Annotated in this window: 20 protein-coding genes; 8 read left to right on the top strand and 12 right to left on the bottom strand. The window is 63.7% G+C overall.

Translation table 11 applies throughout. The features are described from left to right. Nucleotides 1-109 precede the first annotated feature (109 nt). The 5 genes from LH20_RS06345 to LH20_RS06325 form a co-directional block, all read right to left on the bottom strand. Entirely contained in the window at nt 110-1,093 is a 984-nt protein-coding gene (locus LH20_RS06345; protein ID WP_235527139.1) for an alpha/beta fold hydrolase, read from the bottom strand. Between the two features lie 283 nt (nt 1,094-1,376). Continuing rightward, nucleotides 1,377-2,015 (bottom strand): TetR/AcrR family transcriptional regulator, encoded by a 639-nt coding sequence (locus LH20_RS06340; protein ID WP_053553485.1) that lies wholly within the window; start codon nt 2,013-2,015, stop codon nt 1,377-1,379. Then, the gene (locus LH20_RS06335) at nt 2,012-3,451 is read right to left on the bottom strand and encodes an efflux transporter outer membrane subunit (protein WP_053553484.1); all 1,440 of its coding nucleotides are present in this window, start codon (nt 3,449-3,451) and stop codon (nt 2,012-2,014) included. The genes LH20_RS06340 and LH20_RS06335 overlap by 4 nt, the downstream gene beginning before the upstream one ends. Then, complete coding sequence (locus LH20_RS06330; protein ID WP_053553483.1) at nt 3,448-5,049, bottom strand: MFS transporter; 1,602 nt, start codon at nt 5,047-5,049, stop codon at nt 3,448-3,450. The genes LH20_RS06335 and LH20_RS06330 overlap by 4 nt, the downstream gene beginning before the upstream one ends. Beyond that, nucleotides 5,046-6,080 carry an HlyD family secretion protein gene (locus LH20_RS06325; protein WP_053553482.1) on the bottom strand — a complete coding sequence of 345 codons (1,035 nt, stop codon included), beginning with the start codon at nt 6,078-6,080 and terminating at the stop codon, nt 5,046-5,048. The genes LH20_RS06330 and LH20_RS06325 overlap by 4 nt, the downstream gene beginning before the upstream one ends. 90 nt (nt 6,081-6,170) lie before the next feature. Between LH20_RS06325 and LH20_RS06320 the strand changes: the two genes are divergently transcribed. Then, nucleotides 6,171-6,794 (top strand): TetR/AcrR family transcriptional regulator, encoded by a 624-nt coding sequence (locus LH20_RS06320; protein WP_053553481.1) that lies wholly within the window; start codon nt 6,171-6,173, stop codon nt 6,792-6,794. Between the two features lie 54 nt (nt 6,795-6,848). Here the strand turns inward: LH20_RS06320 and LH20_RS06315 are convergent, their stop codons facing one another. Then, complete coding sequence (locus tag LH20_RS06315; RefSeq protein ID WP_053553480.1) at nt 6,849-7,814, bottom strand: SDR family NAD(P)-dependent oxidoreductase; 966 nt, start codon at nt 7,812-7,814, stop codon at nt 6,849-6,851. Between the two features lie 93 nt (nt 7,815-7,907). Between LH20_RS06315 and LH20_RS06310 the strand changes: the two genes are divergently transcribed. Then, nucleotides 7,908-8,915, top strand: a complete 1,008-nt coding sequence (locus LH20_RS06310) for an AraC family transcriptional regulator (protein WP_158501110.1) — start codon at nt 7,908-7,910, stop codon at nt 8,913-8,915. A gap of 47 nt (nt 8,916-8,962) precedes the next feature. On the opposite strand, the gene LH20_RS06305 is transcribed toward LH20_RS06310, so the two are convergent. The 4 genes from LH20_RS06305 to LH20_RS06290 form a co-directional block, all read right to left on the bottom strand. Continuing rightward, complete coding sequence (locus LH20_RS06305; protein WP_200905439.1) at nt 8,963-9,553, bottom strand: TIGR00730 family Rossman fold protein; 591 nt, start codon at nt 9,551-9,553, stop codon at nt 8,963-8,965. 175 nt (nt 9,554-9,728) lie between these two features. Further along, a complete protein-coding gene (locus tag LH20_RS06300; RefSeq protein WP_053553478.1) occupies nt 9,729-11,171 on the bottom strand; it encodes a catalase in 1,443 nt (480 codons plus the stop codon). 100 nt (nt 11,172-11,271) lie between these two features. Continuing rightward, complete coding sequence (locus LH20_RS06295; protein WP_053556130.1) at nt 11,272-11,976, bottom strand: dienelactone hydrolase family protein; 705 nt, start codon at nt 11,974-11,976, stop codon at nt 11,272-11,274. A 134-nt stretch (nt 11,977-12,110) separates the two neighbouring features. Continuing rightward, a complete protein-coding gene (locus LH20_RS06290) occupies nt 12,111-12,941 on the bottom strand; it encodes an alpha/beta fold hydrolase (RefSeq protein WP_053556129.1) in 831 nt (276 codons plus the stop codon). A 429-nt stretch (nt 12,942-13,370) separates the two neighbouring features. Here LH20_RS06290 and LH20_RS23725 point away from each other — a divergent pair, with 429 nt between their 5' ends. Further along, nucleotides 13,371-14,231, top strand: coding sequence for a tyrosine-type recombinase/integrase (locus LH20_RS23725; protein WP_053553477.1), 861 nt, complete (start codon nt 13,371-13,373; stop codon nt 14,229-14,231). A gap of 191 nt (nt 14,232-14,422) precedes the next feature. On the opposite strand, the gene LH20_RS06280 is transcribed toward LH20_RS23725, so the two are convergent. Beyond that, entirely contained in the window at nt 14,423-14,710 is a 288-nt protein-coding gene (locus LH20_RS06280; RefSeq protein WP_053553476.1) for a helix-turn-helix domain-containing protein, read from the bottom strand. Continuing rightward, a complete protein-coding gene (locus LH20_RS06275; protein ID WP_053553475.1) occupies nt 14,707-15,048 on the bottom strand; it encodes a type II toxin-antitoxin system RelE/ParE family toxin in 342 nt (113 codons plus the stop codon). The genes LH20_RS06280 and LH20_RS06275 overlap by 4 nt, the downstream gene beginning before the upstream one ends. A 285-nt stretch (nt 15,049-15,333) precedes the next feature. On the opposite strand from LH20_RS06275, the gene LH20_RS22815 reads away from it, so the two are divergent. From LH20_RS22815 to LH20_RS06245, 5 genes are all read left to right on the top strand, one after another. After that, nucleotides 15,334-16,094, top strand: a protein-coding gene (locus LH20_RS22815; RefSeq protein WP_144423494.1) for an IS5 family transposase whose coding sequence is annotated in 2 segments (ribosomal slippage) — nt 15,334-15,658 and nt 15,658-16,094 — 762 coding nt in all. Because the reading frame shifts where the segments join, the coding sequence is not laid out codon by codon here. Nucleotides 16,095-16,201: 107 nt separating this feature from the next. After that, nucleotides 16,202-17,506, top strand: coding sequence for an IS701 family transposase (locus LH20_RS06260; RefSeq protein ID WP_053552719.1), 1,305 nt, complete (start codon nt 16,202-16,204; stop codon nt 17,504-17,506). A gap of 60 nt (nt 17,507-17,566) precedes the next feature. Next, complete coding sequence (locus LH20_RS06255; RefSeq protein WP_053553474.1) at nt 17,567-18,694, top strand: ISAs1 family transposase; 1,128 nt, start codon at nt 17,567-17,569, stop codon at nt 18,692-18,694. A 141-nt stretch (nt 18,695-18,835) separates the two neighbouring features. Then, entirely contained in the window at nt 18,836-19,234 is a 399-nt protein-coding gene (locus tag LH20_RS06250; RefSeq protein WP_235527138.1) for a type II toxin-antitoxin system RelE/ParE family toxin, read from the top strand. After that, on the top strand, nt 19,221-19,544 hold the full coding sequence (locus tag LH20_RS06245) for a helix-turn-helix domain-containing protein (RefSeq protein ID WP_053553473.1): 324 nt from the start codon (nt 19,221-19,223) through the stop codon (nt 19,542-19,544). The genes LH20_RS06250 and LH20_RS06245 overlap by 14 nt, the downstream gene beginning before the upstream one ends. The last annotated feature ends 47 nt before the right edge of the window (nt 19,545-19,591 follow it).

The raw sequence follows: 19,591 nt of genomic DNA, 5'->3' as shown, positions 1-19,591 counted from the left end.
ACGATCCGTTGCACAGCGCCGTGCCGCGCGGTCGCCGCCGCGCGCCAGACAACAGACGATTTTGGAGTTCGCCGAACGCCCCGCCACGAGCGTCCCGCCTCGAGGCCTCTTAGAAGTCCGCCATCCCGTCGGCATCGACGATGGCGCGCGCGAAGGCCCTTGGCGCTTCCTGCGGCAAATTGTGCCCGATCCCGCCCGCGATCGTCCGGTGCTCATATGCGCCGATAAATTTGGTGCGATAATCCTCCGGCTGCGGATGCGGCGCACCATTCTCATCGCCCTCGAGCGTGATTGTCGGCACCTTGATCGCCGGAAAGGTCGCGAGCTTCGCCTCGATCGCGTCATAGCGGGCCTCGCCCTCGGCGAGCCCGAGCCGCCAGCGATAATTGTGGATGCTGATCGCGACATGATCAACATTATCGAGTGCTGCCGCTGACCGCGAGAACACAGCTTCGTCGAATACCCAAGCTGGCGACGCCGTTTTCCAGATCAATCGTGCAAATTCGTGCGTGTTGGCAGCGTAGCCCTGATATCCGCGTTCGGTCGCGAAATAATATTGATACCACCAGCGCCGCTCGGCGTCGGGCGAAAGCGGCTTGGCTGCTGCGGCCTGGCTGCCAATCAAATAGCCGCTGACCGACACGAGCGCCCGGACGCGATCGGGATGAAGAACGGCCAGAATGCAGGCTGTCCGGGCGCCCCAGTCGCACCCTCCGACGATAGCCCGCTTGATGCCGAGCGCATCGAGAAACTCCAGTGCATCCATGGCAAGGGCAGCCTGCTGGCCGTTTCGGAGCGATGCGTCCGACAGGAAGCGCGTCGCGCCATAGCCGCGCAGATAGGGCACGAAAACGCGATAGCCCTGCCCTCCAAGATCAAGCGCCGCATCAGCATAGGTGTGGATATCGTACGGCCAGCCGTGGATGAGGAGCACCGGCAGGCCCCCGGCAGGCCCGACCTCGGCGTAAGCGATATCAAGCAGGCTGGTGCGGACATGCTTCAGCGGTCCAAAGCCCGCGGGCGGCGCCGCGGCCGCTCGCCCCGGTGCGGCGAGCATCATCGTGGCTGCCGACCCGGCGAGTGCCTGTTTCATGAAGTCGCGTCGATCGGCGTTCCGAAATCGGGGCATTGCATGGTCTCCAGGGCCTATTTAAGCGAATGAAGAGCTCGCGAGGGCGCGGGCGGCTCTCCATGCCGGCATGGGCGGCGGTGACGCGTGGACAGACCTTGCTATTTCAAGGGTCAGCGTTTGCTTCAATAATGCTTTAGCATAGGTGCATCGCTCGCTCAGCGAGGCGAGCGGTAGGCGAACGGTCAATTTCGGCCTGAGGCGCGAGCAATTGGCGAAGGTTCGCTGGCCAAATATTCTCGTCATTCTAGCTTTCGCCCGCAGCGCCGCCCCGGGGATTCAACAGAGCCTTCAGCGCACTCACCACCAATGCTGCACGAGGCGATGCTTCCGCGCCGATCTCGTCGATAGAACAGAATAGCCGGCGGGGGTCGAGACCAAGGCAGAGCGCGATTAGCAACCGTGCAGCGCCTCGCGGATCGCCGCGGCGAAGCGCCCCTTCTTGCATATGTACGTCAAAGAAAGCCACGAGACGCGCTTCGACAACGCCAACGAGCCGCTCGTAAAGAAGGTCACCGACGGCAATCCGATCGGCTTCGGCCGCGACTTGTCTCTGGAGCCTCAGCGCCGCCGGCGATGAGACAACCGCGAGGAACCCATCGACAAATGCCGACAGAATTTCGAACACTTCTCCTGCGCGGTCGAGCAGGGCCAGCGTGTCGGCATGAAAGTCACGACTATCGGCATCGACAAACGCGGTAAACAGCGACTCCTTCGAGTTGAAATGGCTCCACAGATCCGATTTCGATCCGCCGACATCCGCGGCAATTGCCGACATTGTCGTCGCGCCATAGCCGTGCGCCAGAAAGTGCCGCCGCGCGACGTCGAGGATGCGCCGCCGCTGCATCTCGCGGCGATCGACCATCAGGTCTGCAGCGTGCTTCATTGCCCCGAGGCCTCGTTCTCAGCCGCTTCCCATCCGCCGCCGAGCGCTTTGTAGAGCGCCGCAAGTTGCAGAAGCCGTGCTGCCTTTGCCTGAATATGGGCGCGGTCGGCAGCGCTATAGGCGATCTGTGCCTGGAGCAGTGCGGTCAGATCCTCTTCGCCCGAGGTGTAACGGCGACGCGCGAGCTCGACCGCCTCGGCCGCGACCGTTCGCGCGCCGGCCCTTTCGGCTGCCACAAAGCCGGCTGCTGCGAAGCGATTGATGCTCGTCTCGCTGTCGGCGAGCGCGACAAGGACCGCCCGTTCGTAGCGCGCGCGTGCAGCATCGGCACGCGCATCGGCGGCGCGGATTTGCGCGCGGATACGCCCACCCGAAAAGATGGGCCAGCGTAGCGACGGTCCCACCTGCAAGCGCAGGCTCCTATCCGATGGAAGGTCGCCAGGCCGGCGGGCCTGCAGCCCGATTCCGCCGATCAGCGAGAGGTGCGGGAAGAGTTCCGCGGTCGCGACACCGATGTCGGCCGTCGAAGCGGCGAGGTCGCGCTCGGCGAGACGGATGTCGGGGCGGCGGCGGAGCAGCTCGGAGCGAAGCCCCGCCGCGACTTTAAAGTCGGCCGCGGGCATCGGCGCGGCTTGCCGCAGCCGCATATCGAGCGCCTCCGGCGGCTGCCCGACGAGAAGCGCGAGCCGAAAGACCGCCGCCGCCGCGTCGCTTTCATAGGCGGGGATTGTCGCCGCCGTCGAGCGCGCCTGGGTCTCGGCGCGCAGGAAATCGAGGCGCGACGCCGCGCCGGCGCGCAGTCGGTCGCCGGCAAGCCGCGCGACGCCGGCCTGTGCTTCGGCATCGGCGATGGCGTTGCTCCGCAGCTCTTGCGCACTGCGCAAATCGATATAGGCGCGCACGACTTCAGCGATCACCTGGAGGATCACCCCGCGCCGGGCCTCCTCCGCCGCCTGGGCGCGGGCCTCGCCACTCTCGATCGCACGGCGCGTGCCACCCCAGAGATCGATCTCCCAGGAGGCATCGAATCCGATGTCATAGATGGCGAGGCTGCGGCCTAGTCCCGGAACCTTGCCGACAGGCAGCTGGCCATTCTCGCTCAGCCGGTTCTGCGTCGCGATCGCCGACACCCCGGCTTGCGGCAGTTCGCGCCCATATATTGCATCGCGGTTGGCGCGCGCCTCTCGCAGGCGCGCGCCAGCTTCCTCGATATCCTTGTTGCCCGCAATCGCGGCCTCGACCAGTTCGGCAAGCTGGGGATCATCGAAACGTTGCCACCAGATCCCATCGACGGCCTCGCTGCTGACGGGGCTCACCCAGGCCCCCTGCACTTGCGGTTCGGGCGGGCGATAATCGGGGCCGACGGTTGTGCAGCCGGCGAGCGCGGCGGCAAGCAGTGCGGTCGGTGCGGTTCGCGTTCGGATTGAAGGGGTCATGGTGCGGTCTCGGCTTGAGCGGATTTCCTCATCGTCTTGGCGAGAAGAAGCTTGATTGCGACGATGCACGGCGCGCCGACAATGAAGAGCAGCGCGACGAGATTGAAGGCGCTGTCGAAGGCGATCACGGCGGACTGCCCACCGACGGCGCGGCCGACCATCGCAGTCGCGCTTCTAGCCGCCGCGCCCGCCTCGACGCCGCGTGCGACGAGCAGGTTGGTCGTCACGCTCATGCGTTCAGCGAGCGCGGGCGAGCCGGACATAATTGCAGCGCCCAGCATTGTCTGGTTGTGGACGAGACCATGATCGATCGAGGTCTGGAGCGCTGCGACCCCGATCAGCCCGCCGAGCTGGCGTCCGATGTTGAAGATGCCAAGGCCATATGCGACGCTCTGCGCAGGCAATTTGCTGAACGCGATCAGCGTGATCGAAAGGAAGAGAAAGCCGAGCCCTAAGCCGCGGAGCAGGATCGCAGGCATCATGTCGGCGGCGCCGCTCTGCCCGGTCGAACCAGAGAGCATCCACATCGCGGTCATGATCGAGAGGATACCGAGCGGGACGGTCGCGAACGGGGACAGGCCGCGCACCTCCATCAGCCACGCCGACAACAGCAGCGTCGCGAGGAAACAGGCACCGCTCGGCAGCAGCAATGCCCCCGCCCCGGTCGGCGTGAAGCCTAGCACCGAGAGTGCGAAAGCGGGGATGACAAAGGCGCTACCGAACAGCGCCGCGCCCGCGACGAAGCTCACGAAAAAGGCGAAGGCGAAGTCTTCCGTGCGGAATGCCGACAGGTCGAACAATGCTGAGGCGCCCGCACGAAGCTCCCGCGCTGCGAGGAAGATCAGACCAGCAATCGCGATCGCGCTCAACCAGGCAATACGCGGTGCCTCGAGCCAATCCCAGCGGCTACCCTGCGTCAGCACATAGGTCGCAGCGAGCAGCACCATGCTGAGGACGAGTAGCCCCACAAGGTCAAGGCAACGCGGCGGCGCGGGGCGGTTCGATGTGTCGCCGGCGAGCACCAGCAATCCCGCCGCGCCGAGCGACAGCGGCACGACCGCGGCGAAAATCCAGCTCCAGTCCCGCTGGTCGATCAGCCACCCCTCGAGCAAGGGCGCAGCGGTCGCGGGCGCGACGACCGAGCCGATCGCGAACAGCGCCTGCAAAAAGGGCTGGCGCGCCGCGGGCCATGTCCAGAAGAGGATTGCCTGTCCCGCGATGAGCAAGGTCGCGCCCGACAGCCCTTGCACCGCGCGCAGAAGGACGAGAGGATCGAGGCCGGTGACGACGGCAGCGAGCGCAGAGGCCGCGCCCATGATGAGCGTCGCTCCAACCAGCACGCTGCGCGGATCGACACGCGTCAGCAGCCAGGGCGCGAAGGCGAACCCAATCAGCTTGAACGCGGTATAGCCAACGTCGAGACCGGCGAACTCGTCGGGAGTCGCCGCCGTATCCCCGATGATGTCGGCGCGTCCAAGTGCCAGGATCGTGCTTGCGAGGGCCTCGGACAGGCAGGCGAGCAATATGCCAGTGACCAGCAGCCAGCCCGGCGTCGGCGCTCCAGCGCGCAGCGCCTGCGGGGCGGCCGCCGTTGTCATGCCCGCCGGCCGCGCAGGACCTCGACCCGCGCCGAAAGCCCGGGCACGAGCCGGCCCAGGAGCGGGTTGGTCCGAAGGCGTATCTTGACCGGGACGCGTTGCACGACGCGCACGAAATTGCCGGTCGCATTGTCGGCGGGGATCAGCGCGAATGCCGATCCGCTGCCGGGCGCGAGGCTGTCGACAAAGCCCTCGATCGCGACGTCTGGATAACCGTCGACGCGGATTCGCACCGCCTGGCCCGGACGGATATATTCGAGCTGTGTCTCCTTGAAATTGGCGACAACATAAAGATCGGCGACCGGTACGATGTCGAGCAGCGCCGCCCCCGGTGAGACGAGGCGTCCGATACGCACCTGGCGATTGCCGACAACACCGGCGATCGGCGCGCGCACCACCGTATTGTCGAGGTCGATCTGCGCAAGATCGCGCGCAGCTTCCGCCTGCGCGAGCGCAGCGAGCGCCGCTGCATGTTGCGCACCGAGCAGATCGACCCGCTGGCGCTGCGCATCGAGCGCGGCCTCCGAGGCGGCAACCCCTGCTGCGGCACGCGCCTGCCCTGAGCTGCTTTCGTCGACCTGCGCCTGGCTGACCGCGCCGCCATCGACCAGCGCCAAGCGCCGGTCGCTGGTCTTGCGCGCGAGCGCGAGGTCCGACGACGCAGCGCGGCGCTGTGCAGCAGCCTGCCGCACCAGGATATGCTGGAGCGCGATATCTTCGCGGCTGCTCGCGACGCGCGCGCGCGCCGCCTGCACATTGGCCTGGGCTTGCGCGAGCTTTGCCCGATAGTCCCGGTCGTCGATGCGGAACAAGACGTCACCCGCCCGCACCGCTTGATTGTCCTTGACCTCGACAGCGACGACATAGCCGCCGACCTTGGCCGCAAGCGAGGTGACGTCACCGCGGACATAGGCATTGTCCGTCTCCGCCGCCTCGTCGCCGGCTGCCAACAAGCCGAGCAGAAGTGCGAGGAGAAGCGCCGCCGTGATGAGCAGCAGCCCGGCTTTTTTGCGCCTGGTCAGTCCCGCCATGATCGCCTCCGGTAATGGACGTTACCGTTGACCTATACGGTAACGATCATTACCGGTCAATCTATCCAGAAGTAGAGGAGAGTATCGACTGTGAGTGGGGGCACGTCCGAAAATCGAGGCAAGGTGGGGCGTGAGGCGCTCCTCGAAGCGGCCGCGGCGATCTTTTTCGAGCAGGGCTATGCCGCGACACGCATTGACGACATCATCGAGCGCGCAGGCGGTTCGAAACGCAATATCTATGATCAGTTCGGCAACAAGGAGGGGCTGCTCACCGCGATCGTGTCCGATCATGCCGGGCGCGCGCTCGCGGCGCTCTCGCTGGACGATCCGGGGCCCGGCGGGCTCCAGTCGATGCTCCTCGCCTTCGGCCGCCAGCTCATCGACATCTCGCTGTCCCCCGCACTCCTCGGCATCTACCGCATCGTAACGACCGAATATGCGCGCTTTCCGGATCTGGTGCGCCGCTTCTACGATCTAGGCCCGGGTCTCGCGAGCACGACACTCGCAAAGGTGCTTGCCGCAGCCGAGCAGCGCGGCGAGATCGGCCCATGCGACGCGCCGGCCGCCGCCGACCATTTCGTCGGCATGATCCGCGGCAACCTCCATCTCCAGGTGCTGCTGGGATTGCGCCCCGTACCGACCGAAGCCGAACGGACCGCGCTTGTCTCTTCCGCCGTCAACATCTTCCTGACCGGGCTCGGCCACCGGGGCTAATCGGGAAATTCGTGCAGTCGTCGGATCAGCGTCCTCAGCTCAGTTCTGGAGCCTCTAAGCCTGGCTGGTCGGAGCCAATGTCTCGCTCAAGGTCCATAAACGGTCGGCAAGCTCGGGATCGGATGCCCAGGGTTTGACGCCGCGGAGCACCTCCGATTCTGCCGGCGAAGGGAGCGCGATATCGCAATCCTCGCAATAGACGCCGCCATGGCCTGCGAGCTCGGGAGCAACCGCGCACCAGAGCTGGGTGGCAGCCCCCTGCCCCACGTTTTTCTTGTCATTTTCGGGGTCGATGACAGGGTTTCCTTCATCGTCGATCGCGCCATATTGCCGGATGATCTCGACCGGAAGATGCTTCGAAAGGCCGGTCACGATCCCGCCGGGATGGACCGAGAAGGCCCGTATGCCGTCTTCGGCCCAGCGCCGATCGGCGCCCAATGCGAAAAGCGCGTTCGCCGTTTTAGCCTGGGCATAGGCGAGGGTCGCATCATAGGGCCGCGCGGTGAAGTTCGGATCGTCGAAATCGACCCCACCGTAAAAATGGCCGCGCGACGAGAGCGCGACGATCCGCGCCCCACCTGCGGCCGCAAGATTGCGCCGCAGGCCGCAGGCTAGCTGAAAATGACCGAGGTGATTGGCAGAAAACTGCATCTCGTTGCCGCGGCGATCGCGCTCGAACGGCGTCGCCATGATACCCGCGCTGTTGACGAGGATATGCAACGGAAGGGCTGCAGCGACAATGTCACGGGCGAAGGTGCCCACCGATTGAGGATCGGCGAGGTTCATTTCGGCGATTTCGACGTTGGCGATACCGCTCAGCGCCTTCTCCGCCCGCGCGCGCGATCGCGCCGGCACGATCACGCGTGCGCCTGCCCTTGCCAGCATCCGGACGGTTTCGAGGCCGAGCCCCGCGGCGCCGCCGGTAACGATCGCGTTTCGACCGGCGAGATCATGGCCTTCGATGACATCGGCGGCGGTGGAGGAGGCTCCGAAGGCGGAGCCCAGCGGTTTCTGGATCATGGATTAATCGTCCTTTCTTCGAGAAAGGAGCTAGTCACGCAGCGCCGCGATCACCATCTTCGGTTCGACAGCAATTCATCGCGATCGTTCAATATGCATAATGACCCGATTTCCGATCTTATCGCGCTGATCGACCCGCGCATGATCGTGACGAGCGCCCTCGTCGCGGGCGGCGATTGGGCGGTTCGTTGCCCGGCGCCCGATGGATTGAAGTTCGTCGCCATGTTGCAAGGGTCGGCGTGGGTCTACTCCGACGAGACCCCGGCCCTCCCCCTCGAAGGCGGCGACGTACTGCTTCTCAACGGCACGCTGCCATTCGTGCTCGCGGGGAACCTCGCCGCCACCCCGCTCGATGCATCCGAAGTCTTCACCGACGCCGGAAGCGGTATCGGAAAGATCGGCACGTCGACCGGCGTGCGCATGATCGGCGGGCATGTCGCCCTCGATCGCAATCGCGGACATCTTCTCATCGATATCCTGCCTGCCGCGATCAAGCTTGGCCGTGACCGGTCGGCCGCCGCGGGCGTGCGCGCAATGATCAGGCGACTCGACGCCGAGGTACGCGAGGGGCGCATCGGCGGCGGCGGCGCGATCGGGCAGCTCGCGCAGCTCATCATCCTCGACGTTCTGCGATATCATCTTGAGGAAACGGGTGAAGGTGCGGTTGGCTGGCTGCGGGGGGTTACCGACCAGCGCATCGGGCCGGCGATCAAGCATCTCCACGACCGGCCCGAGCATGGTTGGCATGTCGAAGAACTCGCCCGCCTCACGGGAATGTCGCGCACGGCGTTTTCGCAACGCTTCAAGGCCATCACGGGCATCCCGCCAGTCGCTTATCTCACCAAATGGCGGATGCACCTCGCCGAGCAGAAGCTGGCAGGCGGCGCGCGCGTGGCCCAGGTCGCGCACGCGCTCGGCTATGCGTCCGAAGCCGCTTTCAGCCAAGCCTTCAAGCGCGAGCGAGGCCTGCCCCCGAGCAGCATTGCCGAACAATCCTCATCCGCCGTCGAGACCGCCGGCTTCGATCGCAATGCGGGGCGCGGCGCTGCGCTATTCGCGAGCGCAGGCAGCAAAGCATTAGCGGCCGAAGATCTCCAATAACGCATCGCTCGTGGCAAGCGGCATGATTCCGGTCCCTCGTGGCACCCTTAGCGCTCGGACCGCGCGATCCACTTGGTTTCTCCAGCGGGGACATAGTCGCGAAGGGAGGCCAGCATGTCACCGGGGGTGTTGGCGACCTGAAGCACGCCTAGATGACCGGGCTTTAAAAAGGCTTCCGCAACGCTGTGCTCGAGGAATTCGAGCAGCTTGTCGTAATAGCCCGCGATGTTGAGAAGGCCGCAGGGCTTTGCGTGACTGCCGAGCTGCGCCCATGTCCAGATTTCGAAAATTTCCTCAAAGGTTCCGATGCCGCCCGGCATCGCGACGAAACCATCGGAAAGCTCGGCCATCAGCGCCTTGCGTTCGTGCATCGAGCCGACGATCCGCAGATCGGCGAGCGCCGGATGCGCGACCTCATGCTCGACGAGCGCCTGCGGGATGACGCCAATCACTTCGCCTCCCGCGGCCATCGCCGCGTCGGCGACCGTGCCCATGAGGCCGACAGCGGCGCCCCCATAAACCAGGCCGATACCCTCTTCGGCGAGGAGCCGTCCGAAGGCCGCCGCGGCTAAGCGATAGTCCTCGCGCACGCCATGGTTCGAACCCGTAAACACGCAAATCCGCTGCATGCCGCTCATCTTTCGCTCTTTCAAAAGGAAGGATCTTAGAAGGCCTCGGTACGCCGCGAAATTCTACCCAAGATCAGGTCAGCTCCCGCCCACGTATAGGCAGGTGGCGAATGGACGCGGGCGCGCGGGGTACGAGTTTCTGAAGGATCATCCAATGGGCACACCCATTCGGCGCCTCCCTCTTCTAAAGCCCCAATGCTTTCGCGACCCCTGCCCCATAGGCCGGGTCAGCGCGGGTGCAGTTTTCGATATGGCGCCGCTTCACGTCGACCCGCGCATCGCCCATCGCGCGGGCGGTATTGTCGAACAGCAGTTGCTGCTGCACGGGCGACATCAGCCGGAACAGGTTGCCCGGCTGCTCATAATGATCATCGTCGGCGCGGTGGTCCCAATGCGCCGCGGCGCCCTCGAGCGCGAGCGGCGGCTGGGCGAGCGCGGGGTCATCGCCCATCCATTCCCCCTTGCTGTTCGGCCAATAGCTCGGCGTCGCGCCGAGGTTGCCGTCGAAACGCATCGCTCCGTCGCGGTGATAGCTGTGATAGGGGCAGCGCGGTGCATTGACGGGAATATGGCTGTGATTAACCCCGAGCCGGTAGCGGGCGGCGTCGGGATAGGAAAAGAGCCGTGCCTGCAGCATCTTGTCGGGTGAGAAGCCGATGCCGGGCACGATATTGGAGGGTGAAAAGGCCGCCTGCTCGACTTCAGCGAAGAAATTGTCGGGATAGCGATTGAGTTCCATCTCGCCGACCTCAATCAATGGATAGTCGCCCTTGGGCCAGACCTTGGTGAGATCGAAGGGGTTGTGCTTGTGGGTGCGCGCCTGCTTCTCGGTCATCACCTGGATGAAGAGCGTCCATTTGGGAAAATTGCCGCTGTCGATGGCATTGAGGAGGTCGCGGCCGTGGCTTTCCCGATCGCCGGCGATCAGCGCCGCGGCATCCGCATCACTCAGGTTCTCGATCCCCTGCTGGGTGCGGAAGTGGAACTTCACCCACACGCGCTCGCCCTCGGCGTTGATCATCGAATAGGTGTGGCTCCCGAAGCCGTGCATATGGCGCAGACTCTTCGGGATGCCGCGATCGGACATCACGATCGTGACCTGGTGCAGCGCCTCGGGCAGCAGGGTCCAGAAGTCCCAATTGCTGTCGGCCGAGCGCAAACCGGTGCGCGGGTCGCGCTTGATCGCATGGTTGAGATCAGGAAAGCGCAGCGGGTCGCGAAAGAAGAAGACCGGCGTGTTGTTGCCGACCATGTCCCAATTGCCCTCCTCGGTATAGAATTTGACCGCGAAACCGCGAATGTCGCGCTCGGCATCGGCCGCGCCCCGCTCGCCCGCCACGGTCGAGAAGCGCATGAAGAGATCGGTCTTCTTGCCTATGTCGGAAAAAATCCTCGCCTTGGTGTAGCGGCTGATATCGTGCGTGACGGTGAAGCAGCCATATGCACCCCATCCCTTGGCGTGCATGCGGCGTTCGGGGATGACCTCGCGGTCGAAATGGGCAAGCTTCTCGATCAGCCAGATATCGTCGAGCAGAGCGGGACCGCGCGGCCCGGCTGTCTTGATGTTGAGATTGTCGGCGACAGGCGCGCCATTGGCGAGCGTCATGCGGCGATCGATGTCAGTCATATCATGGTCCATTCGGGTAGGAGAGAGAGAAGCGGGATCATTGCGCCGGCCGGCAAGGCCCTTGGTGCGTTTTTCCGAAAACCCGGATTCTGGCCGCACATCAGGCCTCGGCGATCAAATGGTCTTTCATGAAGCGCCAGGTGCGGGCGTTGGCGAGGGCCGCGGCACTGGCGTCGTAGCGATCGCCCGAATGCCGCGCGAACGCATGTCCGCATCCGGGATAAGCGTGGACCAGAACGGCGGGGTTCGCAGCAACGGCGGCGCTGACCAACCTTTGCGCTTCTTGCGAAATATATTCGTCATCGCCGCCAAGATGAATCATCAAGGGGCTTTGGATCTTGTTTGCTTCGGAGAGATAATTCTCGGCCATCCCCGGATAATAGGCAACGGCAGCATCCGCACCGTGGCGGGCGCTGACGAGATAGGCCATCAATCCGCCGAGACAGTAGCCGACCAGCCCAGTCTTTCCGGAGGCACCGGGAGTCGTCGCGGCGAATTCCATGACGGCCGCGATATCCTCTGCGCCTTGGTCGCGATCGTAGATTTCATAAAGCGCGATTGCTCTGCCGACGTCGGCCGGCGTCCGCGGCGAGAGATCCACGCCGTGCTCCTGTCGCCAGAAAAGTTCCGGGGCGACAGCCAGAAAACCCTGATCGGCCAACTCTCGACAGCTCGCGCGCATATCGTCGTTCAGACCGAAAACCTCGTGCAGGAGGAGGACGACCGGCCCCTTGCCGGAAGGCGGATGCTCGACGAAAGCGCGGGTTGATCCGCCATCGAGCTCGATATCGACATATTGTCCCATGGACGCCTCCGGGAGCGGGCTGGTCGCCGCAATCGTTTGAGCGGTGATACGTTTGGTTGAGAAGATGAGGCCGCGACCCGCTCCGGGCCGCAGGGAGGCCGAGGCGAAGAATATCCCGCCCCGGCCGCGCGCGCTCATCCGCGAATGAAGGCGAGCATATCCTTGTTGATGACCTCGGCGTGAACAGCGGCCATGCCGTGCGGATAGCCCTCGTATGATTTGAGCACGCCCTTCGCGAGAAGCTTCGCCGACAAGGGCGCCGAATCCGCATAGGGAACGACCTGGTCGTCGGTGCCGTGCATGACGAGCGTCGGCACGGCGATCTTTTTCAGATCGTCGGTGAAATCAGTCTCGGAGAAGGCCTTGATGCAGTCGTAATGCGCCTTCGCGCTGCCGACCATGCCCTGACGCCACCAGTTCTGGATCAGGCCCTTGCTGATCGTCGCGCCGTCGCGGTTGAAGCCGTAGAAGGGTCCCGAAGCGACATCGATATAGAATTGCGAGCGATCGGCGGCGAGCGCCTTGCGGAACCCGTCGAAGACGTCGATGGGCAGCCCGCCGGGGTTGCTCGCCTTCTTCACCATTACCGGCGGCACGGCGCCGACGAGGATCAGTTTCGAAACCGCACCCGGTTTGGCGCGTGCAGCATAATGAGCAGCTTCGCCGCCGCCGGTCGAATGGCCGATATGCACCGCGCCCTTGAGATCAAGCGCCGCCACCAGCGCCGCCACATCGGCGGCGTAGGTGTCCATGTCGTTACCGGTATCGGTCTGGGTCGAGCGGCCATGGCCCCGCCGGTCGTGCGCGATCACGCGGTAGCCTTGCGACAGGAAGAAGAGGAGCTGGTTGTCCCATTCGTCGGCGGTCAGCGGCCAGCCGTGATGGAAGACGAGCGGCTGCGCATCGCGCGGCCCCCAATCCTTGTAGAAAATCTGCACGCCTTCGGCGGCGGTAATGAAATTCATCGGATGTGCTCCTTGATTTGCGGAAGGGAGAGGTGCGCCGAAGGCCGAAATCGACCCATTGAGACTGGTCGCGATCGCGGCCGCGCTACCCGCGGCGACGAAGGAACGGCGGTTGAGCATGAAGTCTTCCAAAATCGCCATATGATATCCTCTGACTGGCCGACGTTGCCGCAAGATCCCGATCCCCGACGCGAGGACCGGACAGGGGCATATTGCGCTTTGGAAACCCGCTTGTGCATCGTGCCAAGGATCGAGGCGACCTATGCTTTGGTCGCACGCCGATAGACGGTGCAGGGCATCGCACCCGGGCGGAAGCGTTCATCTTCGATCCGCCGCGAAAGAATTTTCCGATCATGTACGGGTGCGCGCAAGCGGCGGTGTCTTTCTTTCAAACCTTCAGCTCGCGCTGAGAAAAGAAAGGGATGAGAGATGATTTCCAGCCGCACACGCCGCAATATTGCGGCCGCCAGTCTCGGAGCGCTTGCGACGCTGCTGTGGGCGCATTCGGCCGCCGCCCAGCAGCAAGACGCCTGCGGGCCGCTGATCGATGGGCAAGTCTTCTGCCCGTCGGACGGCGCTGCCTACCCCGAGGGCATTCGATATGACGCAGCTGGCAATATCATTCTGGATCTTGGAGATGGCCTGTCTCTGGCTCCCGTGGTCGGCGAAGCCGGAATCATCGCCATTTCCGGGTTCGGGACGGGCGGCGCAGTCGCCATCAACGGCTCCGGGACCTCAATCTCCACACGCGACGCGAGCGGAGCCGCCGTCGAAGCCGACGGCGATATCGTGATCGACCTCGCGAGTGTCTCGACCGAAGTTGTCACTCCAGGCGAAGTGGCTGCGGGTATTACCGCCGCAACCCCTTTCGGATCGACCCGGATCAACGTCGGGTCGGTGCGTACGGTTGACCGTCTCGGCCCCGTCGGGGCGGGCCGCGTCATGCTGCGCGGTCTGCCGACCAATCGCATGACCCAGCTTGTCCGCAATTATGTAGATGCCGCCGACATCGGCAAGCGCGGTTCCTGCCACCTGTTCCGGCATACGATGGCCACGTTGATGCTGGAGAATGGGGCCGGCATCCGGTTCATCCAGGCGATGCTGGGGCACGCCGAGCTATCGACGACGCAGATCTACACCCAGGTCAGCATCCGGATGCTCAAGCAGATCCACAGCGCCACCCATCCGGGACGGCCGATCACCGCTGCGCGCCGTCAGCATGATGCCGGCGAGACCCGCGAAACCCTGTTCGCCACGCTCGATGCCGAGGCCGACGACGAAGAAGGATGAGAGTGCGATGCGCAGCCTCAAGAAACGGCGGAAAACCACCAATCCGACCCACGCGCATCCCATGAGAGTGCGGATCGCACTCTCGAAAAACCGCAGAAAAGCGTTATGCACCCGTGCGTGAGGTGTGTATCCAAATTACGGGTCCGATGCGGAGCATCGCGGCCCTGCTTCGCTGTCGGCCATGAAGGCCGTCAGCGCAGCAGCTCGCTCACCAGCGAGGGCTTCTTCGCGAGCATGGCGAGCAGCACCTGGGCGGGGCCGCTGGGATGCCTGCGGCCATGCTCCCAGTTGAGCAGCGTGCCCTTGGCGACACCGATGCTGCGCGCGAAGGCGCCCTGCGACAGACCCGTGCTGGCGCGGATCGCGGCGACATCGACGCTGGGCACCTCGATCCGGTGAACGCGCGCGCCGACATCCTTGCCCTGGGCATGGTCCAGCGCCTCGTTCAATCCCTGCATGATGCTCTCATAAGCGCTCATCTGCGGTCTCCATAGGTTGCGACCAATGCCTTCGCCAACGCGACGGCGGCGGCCTGCTCGGCCATGGTCAGGTTATCCTTCTCGTTCTTGGCGAACACGGTGACGAGGAAGATCGGCATGTGCGCGCCACCGAACACATGGATGGTCCGGTAGCCACCGCTCTTGCCGCCGCCCTCACGGGGAATACGAACCTTGCGCAGTCCGCCGCCCAGCGAGACGCCCGCCTCCGGGTTGGCCGCGATATAGTCCACCAGCGCCGCCCGCTCGTCGTCGGTCATGATCGCCTTGGCGCGCCGGATGAACTCCGGCAGCTCGACGATGGTCTGCAAGCTGGTCATGCACCGCTATTTATACGTCAATGGCGTATACGTCAATGGCGCATAGCGGTTGCGCTTGACCCGCGCCCGCCGATCGGGTCACATCGGCCCATGATCGCGACGGCTCGCCTATCATCTTATCAGCCGCTCCCCCTTCCGGGCTGGAAAACCGCCTCTGGGGGTCTGCAACCCTGGGGGCGCCGTCGCGTCGGGCGAACCGGCCCGCAACCCACGGGCGCGCTAGGGTCAGGACCCATTGATTTGAGGTGGCGATTATGATTCAGGCGGCCGCGAAGGAGCCTGAATTTGAGCGATTTATTCTGGCTGACGGACGAGCAGATGGCCCGCCTTCAGCCCTATTTTCCGAAGAGCCATGGCCGCAAGCGTGTCGATGACCGGCGCGTTTTGAGTGGGATCATCTTCGTCAATCGCAATGGGCTGAGGTGGCGGGATGCGCCGAGGGAATATGGCCCGGCGAAGACGCTCTATAATCGCTGGAAGCGGTGGAGCGACAAAGGCATCTTCATCCGCATGATGGAAGGTCTGGCGACACCTCGGGCTCCCGATCGCAAGACGATCATGATCGACGCGACCTATCTCAAAGCGCACCGCACGGCTTCCAGCCTTGGGGTAAAAAAGGGGGTCCGGGGCGCCTGATCGGCCGGACGAAGGGCGGCATGAACACCAAGCTGCATGCCGTGAGCGATGCGAATGGTCGCCCGATCAGCTTCTTCATGACCGCCGGGCAGGTCAGCGATTATACGGGCGCGGCCGCCTTGCTCGACAGCCTGCCCAAGGCACAATGGATGCTGGCCGACCGAGGCTATGATGCCGACTGGTTCCGTGACGCCTTGCAGGAAAAGGGCATCACGCCCTGCATCCCGGGCCGGAAAATACGAAACAAGACCGTCAAATACGACAAGCGCCGCTACAAACGCCGCAACCGTATCGAGATCATGTTCGGTCGCCTGAAAGACTGGCGGCGGGTCGCAACCCGTTACGATCGGTGCCCGAAGGCCTTCTTCTCCGCCGTCGCTCTCGCCGCGACCGTCATATTCTGGCTCTGATCAATGAGTCCTGACCCTAGCACTACTTTGGCAGAAATGTGATTTTTGGGATTCCCAAAAGGAGATTTCCCTGATTCATGGGGAGCCAGCTTTTATGGAGGCTGGCGATGTCAGAGGATTGGCGCAATGATCTTGAGGTTTGGCTGACGCCATTTTTGTCGGCGTTGCGGCACAAGGCGCGGAAGCGTGTGTGCCCGGCCTATATCGCGGGATTGATCGGCCCCGGTGACCGCAAGAGCGTGCAGCCGATGGCGGCTCGTGATGGTGAGTTTGGCTACGACCAACTGCATCATTTCGTCGCGGACGGGGTGTGGGATAGTGCGCCGCTCGAGGCTGTTCTTCTGAAGGAAGCCGATCGTCTGGTTGGAGACGAAGCGGGATATCTGGTCATTGACGATACTGCCTTGCCGAAGAAGGGCCGTCATTCGGTCGGCGTGGCTGCGCAATACGCCTCCTCCCTTGGCAAGACCTCGAACTGCCAATCCCTCGTTTCGGTGACGCTAGCGTCCGGGGAGGTTCCGGTGATGGTGGGCCTGCGGCTCTTTTTGCCTGAAAGCTGGACGGACGACGCCCCCCGCATGGAGCGCGCCCGTGTCCCCCAGGAGCGACAAGTCGCTCGCACAAAGCCGGAGATCGCTATCGAGGAGATCGATCGGGTCATTGCCTCGGGCACTCGGTTCGGCTGCGTTCTAGCCGACGCCGGCTACGGGGCGAGCGGCCCCTTCCGCCAGGCTCTGAGCGAGCGTGGTTTGCGGTGGGCGGTGGGCATGTCACGGCGTCAGAATGTCTATCCGGCAGACACCGGGCTGATCTTTCCCGAGGCAGCAACAGGCAGGCGCCGCAAATATCACGTCCCCGACCGCACCGCCGTTTCTGCCGAAAAGATGCTGGGAGAAGAAAAATGGAAGAAAATCAGCTGGCGACGCGGGACCAAAGGCAAGCTGACCTGTAAATTTGCGGCATGCCGCGTCCGGGTGGCCGATGGCCACAGGCACCGCATGAGTGACGGGCGGGTCCAGGCCATGCCCAGCGAGGAGGAAGTCTGGCTGGTGGGGGAACGGCGCGAAAGCGGAGAGCAAAAATACTATCTCTCGAACTTGCCAGCCGACACGCCGATCAAGGCGCTCGCCGGTGCCATCAAGGCGCGGTGGATCTGCGAGCAGGCGCATCAGCAGCTGAAGGAGGAACTCGGTCTCGACCACTTTGAGGGCCGATCATGGACCGGACTACACCGACACGCGCTGATGACGATGATCGCCTATGCCTTTCTTCAGTCCCGCCGTCTAAGCGCAGCGGGGCGGAAAAAAAAGAAACTCGGGACCGCCGCCGCAACCGACCATGCCTGCCGTCAGGCAGGCGATAATCAACCTCTTCGCAAGACCGCCACCGACGATCTGCCCTCACTGCAATAAACTGGTTACAGCGACCGATCCGAATAATCTGCCAAAGTAGTGCTAGTAAGGAGGATATCCATGTCCTGGTTTGCCGCGGCGTTTGATGATCTTCGCGATCCGCGAACGGGCAACGCGCGCCGTCACGATCTGCTGGAAGTGCTGACGATGGCGCTGACGGCGTCGATTTGCGGGGCGGAGAGTTGTTCGGATTTTGCGGATTTCGCGGTGGATCGCGAGGATCTGTTCCGGGAGTTTCTGCGCCTTGAGAATGGGGTTCCCAGCCATGACACCTTCTCCCGGATTTTCCGGCTGCTGGATCCGGCAGCCTTTGCACGCTGCTTCGAGCAGTTTCTGACCGCTCTTGGCGAAGCGGGTGCCGGTGTTGTCGCCATCGACGGCAAGACACTGCGGCGCTCGTTCGACACGGCAGCCGGCCGATCGCCGCTGGCGGTGGTGACGGCCTTTGCCTCGTCGACACGCACCGTCATCGGCCAGGAAAGCTTCCGTCCGGGGGAAGGCGACAGCGAAATCCTTGCCGCAAGAGCGCTCCTCGAATGCCTGGACCTCACAGGCCAGCTTGTCACCGCCGATGCCCTGCACTGCCAGACCGAGACTGCGCAGCTGATCCTCGATCGTGGCGGCGATTATCTCTTACGTCTCAAGGCGAACAGACCGGCCCTGCATGAGGCGGTGGCCAGCTACTTCGCTGCACCGGATATCCTTGCCGGTCTCGCCACGACTGAGACAAGCGATGCCGATCATGGACGTCTCGAAGAGCGGCGGGCTTTTGTCAGCCATGACCTTGGCTGGCTGCACGGTCCCAAGCGCGCCTGCACCGAACCGGTGGACATGCCCGCTCTTGCCTGTCTCGGCATGATCGAGGCCACGGTCACCCGCAATGGAAAGACCACAACGACCCGCCATTATCATCTCTCATCCCGGACGCTGAGCCCGGAAGAATATCTTGCCGCCGCCAGATCCCACTGGTCGATCGAAAATGGTCTCCACTGGGTGCTCGACATGACATTCGATGAAGATCGCGCCCGCAGCCGAAAGGACCATGCCCCCGAAAATCTCGCAACCTTGCGCAAGCTCGCCCTCAATGTCCTGCGAACCGCCAGACCCGATATCTCCATCAGGAGAAAACGGAAACGCTCCGGATGGTCCAACGCCTTCGCCAAAACCATCCTCGGTCAAATGCGATAGCCCTGACGACCCGCTATGCCCATCTTGACGATGGGCATGTCATCGAGGCAGCGCAGCGTATCGGCGACCTGATCGACCAGAGCATGAGCGGCTCATATTCATTGAGCCGTAACACTAAGTATGATAGTAGACCGTTGTTGCATGACTGAGAACCCGCGCATCCGCATCTACGCCAACCGCTGGTTCGCCAAGTTCGCGGCAAAGGAAAAGATCAGCGATGCCACGCTTGCTGATGCCGTGCATCGGGCCGAAACCGGCCTGATCGATGCCGATCTTGGCAGCGGTCTTATCAAGCAGCGCATTGCGCGCCAGGGCGGAGGCAAATCGGGCGGCTATCGCTCGATCCTGATCTTCCGCTCGGGCGAGCGGGCCGTATTCGTGTTCGCTTTCGCCAAGAGCGTCAAGGCGAACCTGAGTGCGGCGGAACTGAAGGTCTATCGCAAGGCGGCCAGCATCATGCTGGAACTCGGCGCGGACCAGATAGAAACGGAAGTTGAAGCAGGCCGATTGGTCGAGGTGAAAGACGATGAGCAAGGCTAAGACCTACAAGAGCGAGGCGATGGCCGCTGTCCACGAAATGATGGAAGGCCTTCACGACGCGGGCAGCATCGACAAGCGCACCATGCGCGAGTTCGATGAAGCCTGCCTTGCGCCCGCGCCCGTTCTGTCCCCGGATGAGATCAAGGCCATCCGCGAGGCGGAGCACGTCTCGCAGCCGGTCTTTGCCCGTTATCTCAACGTGTCGAAGAACCTCGTGTCCGACTGGGAGCGGGGCGCGAAGAAGCCGGGAGGTCCGGCGTTGCGGCTGCTTTCAATCATCCAGCGCAATGGGCTGGATGCGGTGGCCTGAATCCCAGCCATATTGCCAAATAGCCCATGTGTTGAGCGCGGCTGTGT

The organism is Sphingopyxis sp. 113P3, assembly GCF_001278035.1.
Lineage (GTDB): Bacteria > Pseudomonadota > Alphaproteobacteria > Sphingomonadales > Sphingomonadaceae > Sphingopyxis.
The sequence above is the reverse complement of the archived record's forward strand: the minus strand, read 5'-3'. Positions and strand labels throughout refer to the sequence as shown.

Excerpts from the sequence above, each read along its gene's own strand:
- LH20_RS06345 (WP_235527139.1), bottom strand. The coding sequence starts at position 1,093 with ATGAAACAGGCACTCGCCGGGTCGGCAGCCACGATGATGCTCGCCGCA.
- LH20_RS06340 (WP_053553485.1), bottom strand. The coding sequence starts at position 2,015 with ATGAAGCACGCTGCAGACCTGATGGTCGATCGCCGCGAGATGCAGCGG.
- LH20_RS06335 (WP_053553484.1), bottom strand. The coding sequence starts at position 3,451 with ATGACCCCTTCAATCCGAACGCGAACCGCACCGACCGCACTGCTTGCC.
- LH20_RS06330 (WP_053553483.1), bottom strand. The coding sequence starts at position 5,049 with ATGACAACGGCGGCCGCCCCGCAGGCGCTGCGCGCTGGAGCGCCGACG.
- LH20_RS06325 (WP_053553482.1), bottom strand. The coding sequence starts at position 6,080 with ATGGCGGGACTGACCAGGCGCAAAAAAGCCGGGCTGCTGCTCATCACG.
- LH20_RS06315 (WP_053553480.1), bottom strand. The coding sequence starts at position 7,814 with ATGATCCAGAAACCGCTGGGCTCCGCCTTCGGAGCCTCCTCCACCGCC.
- LH20_RS06310 (WP_158501110.1), top strand. The coding sequence starts at position 7,908 with ATGCATAATGACCCGATTTCCGATCTTATCGCGCTGATCGACCCGCGC.
- LH20_RS06305 (WP_200905439.1), bottom strand. The coding sequence starts at position 9,553 with ATGAGCGGCATGCAGCGGATTTGCGTGTTTACGGGTTCGAACCATGGC.
- LH20_RS06300 (WP_053553478.1), bottom strand. The coding sequence starts at position 11,171 with ATGACTGACATCGATCGCCGCATGACGCTCGCCAATGGCGCGCCTGTC.
- LH20_RS06295 (WP_053556130.1), bottom strand. The coding sequence starts at position 11,976 with ATGGGACAATATGTCGATATCGAGCTCGATGGCGGATCAACCCGCGCT.
- LH20_RS06290 (WP_053556129.1), bottom strand. The coding sequence starts at position 12,941 with ATGAATTTCATTACCGCCGCCGAAGGCGTGCAGATTTTCTACAAGGAT.
- LH20_RS23725 (WP_053553477.1), top strand. The coding sequence starts at position 13,371 with ATGATTTCCAGCCGCACACGCCGCAATATTGCGGCCGCCAGTCTCGGA.
- LH20_RS06280 (WP_053553476.1), bottom strand. The coding sequence starts at position 14,710 with ATGAGCGCTTATGAGAGCATCATGCAGGGATTGAACGAGGCGCTGGAC.
- LH20_RS06275 (WP_053553475.1), bottom strand. The coding sequence starts at position 15,048 with ATGACCAGCTTGCAGACCATCGTCGAGCTGCCGGAGTTCATCCGGCGC.
- LH20_RS06260 (WP_053552719.1), top strand. The coding sequence starts at position 16,202 with ATGTCAGAGGATTGGCGCAATGATCTTGAGGTTTGGCTGACGCCATTT.
- LH20_RS06255 (WP_053553474.1), top strand. The coding sequence starts at position 17,567 with ATGTCCTGGTTTGCCGCGGCGTTTGATGATCTTCGCGATCCGCGAACG.
- LH20_RS06250 (WP_235527138.1), top strand. The coding sequence starts at position 18,836 with ATGACTGAGAACCCGCGCATCCGCATCTACGCCAACCGCTGGTTCGCC.
- LH20_RS06245 (WP_053553473.1), top strand. The coding sequence starts at position 19,221 with ATGAGCAAGGCTAAGACCTACAAGAGCGAGGCGATGGCCGCTGTCCAC.